General features: G+C 58.3%; 3 protein-coding genes. All 3 read right to left on the reverse strand.

The window, feature by feature from the left end:
• On the reverse strand, nucleotides 1–2,154 hold a 2,154-nt coding region (locus tag VL752_RS06590), incomplete at its 3' end, for an FdhF/YdeP family oxidoreductase (RefSeq protein WP_325353380.1).
• A 647-nt stretch (nucleotides 2,155–2,801) separates the two neighbouring features.
• Nucleotides 2,802–3,239 (reverse strand): cupin domain-containing protein, encoded by a 438-nt coding sequence (locus VL752_RS06595; RefSeq protein WP_325353382.1) that lies wholly within the window; start codon nucleotides 3,237–3,239, stop codon nucleotides 2,802–2,804.
• Between the two features lie 281 nt (nucleotides 3,240–3,520).
• Nucleotides 3,521–4,721: efflux RND transporter permease subunit (locus VL752_RS06600; RefSeq protein ID WP_325353384.1), on the reverse strand; the 1,201-nt coding region annotated here is incomplete at its 5' end.

Genomic DNA, 4,721 nt, shown 5'->3' on the forward strand with positions numbered 1-4,721 from the left:
CGAACCTTGCGGGATATCATAAGCGATCGCGGTCAGTTGGATATGCTTGTGCTCATAGCCTGGCACCGCCGAGTTCACCTCGACTAGATCGCCATGCTCGATGTTGTTGAAGGCAAGGTCTTCTTCGTTCATGAACAACACGTCACGTCGACCGAAAACCCCGCGATAGCGGTCATCGAGGCCGTAGATCGTCGTGTTATATTGATCGTGGCTCCGCAGCGTTGTGAGTTTCAGCACATCCTGTCCCGAGAACGCGACATCCTCCTCAAGGCCGACGAATGGAATGAATTCGGCCTTGCCGGATCGCGTATGCCAGAGCCGCTCGGTCGGACCCAGGGGCAGGCGGAAACCGCCAGGATGGCGAATACGTTTGTTATAGTCTTTGAAGTCGGGATAGACGATCTCGATCTTGTCTCGGATCCGGTCATAGTCAGCAATCAAATGCGCCCAATCCACCTTGCTGTTCGGCAGCGTCGCCATGGCGATCCCGGCGATGATCGCAGGCTCGGACCGGAGCTGATCGGAGGCCGGTGTCAGCTTACCGCGAGAGGCATGCACCATCGACATCGAATCTTCGATCGTGACGGATTGAGCACCCCCTGCCTGAACGTCGCGTTCGGTGCGGCCAAGAACCGGAAGGATGATTGATTCCTTGCCGACGAGAAGATGCGAGCGATTCAATTTGGTCGCGAGATGAACCGCGAGGTCCAGATTGCGCATCCCCTGATAGCTGACATCGGTATCCGGGAGAGCAACTGAGAAATTTCCGCCGACGCAGACCAACACTTTGGACCTGCCGTCGAGCATGGCCTTCATGGCGTCAACGGCATCATGGCCATGAAGGGATGGCGGTCTGAACCCGAAGGCCGCCTCGACCCGCCCGAACATAGCATCGTCCACCTTTTCGGTAATCCCGACGCTGCGATTGCCTTGCACGTTCGAATGACCGCGCAGCGGACAGATGCCAGCACCAGGTTTGCCGAAATTTCCGCGAAGAAGAAGGAGCGCGGCAATCTGCTGGACGTTCTGGGTTCCTCTGGCGTGCTGCGTAATCCCCATGCCGTAGCTCACGATCGTCGCATTCGATCTTATATAGGCTTCCGCGACGGTTTCGAGATCAGCCCTGGTCAGGCCGCAGGCTTTCTCTATGTCCGCCCATTCGGTGCGCTTGAGGTCGGCGGCAAACTCAGGAAAACCGAGGGTGTGTTCAGCGATAAACCGATCATCGAGCACGCTTTCGGTCGTGTCGGCTTTCTCGATGACCGCTTTCATGATTCCTTTGAGGGCCGCCGCGTCTCCGCCCACCTTGACCTGATGGTAGGTTGAGGCGATTGGCGTCGACCGGAATGTACCCATCTCGATCGGGTCCTGCGGATCAGTAAAGCGTTCGAGCGCCCTTTCCTTGAGCGGATTGAACACAATGATCGGCGCGCCACGCCGGGCGCATTGATGCAAGGTGCCCATCATGCGTGGGTGGTTGGTACCGGGATTGTGCCCCATGGCGATGATGAGCTCGCAATGGTCGAAATCCTCTAGTGAAACGGTACCCTTGCCGATACCAATGGCTTTCGGCAAACCGACGCTGGTTGCCTCGTGGCACATGTTGGAGCAGTCGGGGAAATTGTTGGTCCCGTACTCTCGCGCGAAGATGCTGTAGAGGAAGGCGGCTTCGTTTGATGCGCGACCGGACGTGTAGAATTCCGCCATGTTTGGATCGGGCAGGCCGCGCAGCACCTCGCCAATACGTTGGAAAGCGTCGTCCCACGCTATCGGCTTGTAGGTGTCGGTTGTCTGGTCATAAGCCATGGGGTGCGTGAGGCGCCCCTCATTCTCCAGCTCGTAGTCGCTCCAAGTCAACAGTTCGGTCACGGTATGGGCAGCGAAGAACTCCGGCGGCACTCGCTTCTTTGTTGCCTCCCAGGTTACCGCCTTGGCGCCGTTTTCGCAGAACTGAAAGGTCGAGGTATGCTCTTTGTCTGGCCAAGCGCAGCCCGGACAGTCAAAACCGTCCGGTTTGTTGGTTCGGAATAGCAGCAGCGGCGCTTCGGCAACATGCATCTGTTCAGCGACTGCTTTGGCAGTCGCCTTGAGCGCTCCCCACCCGCCGGCCGGTGCGTCGTATCGGTGAACTCCGGGAACCTCACGCTTTTCCACCGTCAGCTATCCTTCCATTTCACAGCAAAAGCACCAAACCGCTCAGCGGTAGCCATCATCGGAATCAACGCCTTGCTGCACACGACGTTTCAGACAGTCTTTGCTCACCGGGCGTGAGGCTCACCGGATGTCCCGGCACGAACCGGCAGTTGTGAAGCCGACCAAGCCACCCCGCGCTCCTTCGAATCACGAGATCGGGACATTGCGCAGAGGGGAACAACCCAGGCGTGAAACTGCATCACTGTCCACTGACCATAGAGCGGGCACCAAACATTACGTTAGGTGCCGTCACCCCCTATCCGTGGTGCACTGCCTAGTTTGAGTGGCTCTGAAATGCCCCCGCGACTGCCATTGGAATGGCCGTCGCTTTTGCCGCGAAAGCCGTTGTTTCATAGTCCAATAATGGCCCAAAATGCAAGTCCTTTGTCATTCTGACGACGGACCGTGCATGCCGAACCCGGCTCGTCCTCCAAATCGAAATCGGCCATCACGCTGGCATGTCTAGGCGACTTTCAATCGCCTCGGAAATGATCCATCAACATCCACTTACAAAACCGAAAAGACTGTGACAAAGCACAGGCATTCGCCCGCGATCCCCGATGGGCAGGCATCCGGCAGATCAGTGTTGCAGGATGCCTGACCTGTGATCAGCCCTGTGGCCGCGTACTCGGTTGAATGAAGGTTTCGGGCGTGCCGTCCTTCGGGTCGACGAAGACGATGTCCTTTGGATCGCGTCTCGGCGTGTCAATGGCTAAGAAGACAACCGGGCCTGTGATAATGTCCGGCAGGGCGTGAACAACGCCGCGCTTGAAAACCAGCAGATTTCCCGGTTGGAATTCGGCCTGGTTAGCCACATTCTCGATCCAGAATGTCCCGGAGCCTGAAAGCACATAGAGGAACTCATCCGAGCCGACATGGTAGTGCGGGGGCGTGCCGCGATAGACTCGAAACAGTCGGCTGCTCGCAGGAGGCTGGTCGGTCAAATAGACATCCAGCAGCAGGGAATCGGCGGTCGCCGGAAAGGATTTGGCCACTTCGTGCAAATCGAAGCGGCCAAACGTCGCGCTACGGTCTTTCAAATTCATAAGACTTATCCTCGATGATGTGCAGCGCCGCGAAACCGTAGTGCCACACGATGGCTAAAACCCGGGTCGGCTCGGGCTTATCGAGATTCGCCGGTGCGACGATGACGCTTGCGGCAGATCTCGGGCCCGACCGTCGAAGGGCAATAGCAAGTGTACCCTTGATGCGTGGGACGGAGGAGGAAGCTTTTCGGGCGGGAGGCTTGCATCCGGCCAATTCGCGAACGCGGACGGTGCGCCGGCGGCGCCGGGGAGTGGGAGATGCGGACCCACATGCGATCCCGTCAAATCTTCACATCTTCCGCCTCAGAGGGCAGCGACACCGCAAGTGGCCGCCGGCGCAGCAGGCGCGCCAGCCTATCCATATAGAGATAGATGACGGGCGTGGTGAACAAGGTTAGGACCTGGCTGACAAGAAGGCCGCCGACGATCGTGTATCCGAGCGGCTGACGAAGCTCGGACCCGGTCCCTGTACCGAGCATGAGAGGAACACCACCCAGAACCGCGCAGGTCGTGGTCATGAGAATGGGTCGGAACCGCGACAGGCAGGCGTCGTGAATCGCTTCAGTTGCTGATTTTCCGTGGCGCTCCGCCCCCAATGCAAAATCGACCATCATGATGCCGTTCTTCTGCACAATGCCAATCAGTAGGACGATACCAATGATGCCGATGATGTCGAGCGGCATGTTGGCGCACTTCAGGATCAGCAAAGCCCCGAGACCCGCCGAGGGCAACGTGGAAAGAATGGTAATCGGAATGATGAAACTCTCATACAGCATCCCGAGCACAAGATAGACGGCAACCAGAGCGGCGAGGATCAGTACCAGCTGACCCGCGAGCGCGGATTCATAGGCGCGTGCTGTCCCCTGAAAGCCACCTTGGATACTGGGCGGCAAATGCATGGCTTTGATCGCCGCCGTCACCTTGGTCACGGCCGTGCCGATAGAAGTACCCTGCGCCAAGTTGAAGGACACGGTGACGGAGGGAAACTGACCCTGGTGATTGACGACGAGCGGGCCGGTGACGGTGGAGATTGTCGCGATCTCGCTCAGCGGAACAGCTTGCCCGTTACTCGAGCGCAAATAAATATATGACAAGGCATCCGGCCCGAGGCGGAAGTCTGGCTCGACTTCCAACAGCACGTAGTATTGGTTGAGCGTGGTGAAGACCTTGGAAGCCACGCGCTGGCCGAACGCATCATCGAGCGTATTGTCAACCGTCGCAAGGTCGATGCCCAGGCGCGACGCCGCATCTCGATCGACATGAACCGAGAGCACAAGGCCGTTGCTTTCCTGATCGCTGGTTACCCCGGTCAATCCCGGAATCCCCGTCAGTCTGGCCACAACGCGCGGGGCCCAGGCGTTCAACTCCTGCGTGCTGACATCGGTCAGCGTATACTGATATTGCGTCTTGGCGACGCGGCCGCCGATGGTGATATCCTGTGCCGCCTGCATGTAAAGCGTGATGCCGACCTGACTCTGTAGC

It is taken from the genome of Acidisoma sp. (assembly GCF_035492295.1).
GTDB lineage: Bacteria > Pseudomonadota > Alphaproteobacteria > Acetobacterales > Acetobacteraceae > Acidisoma.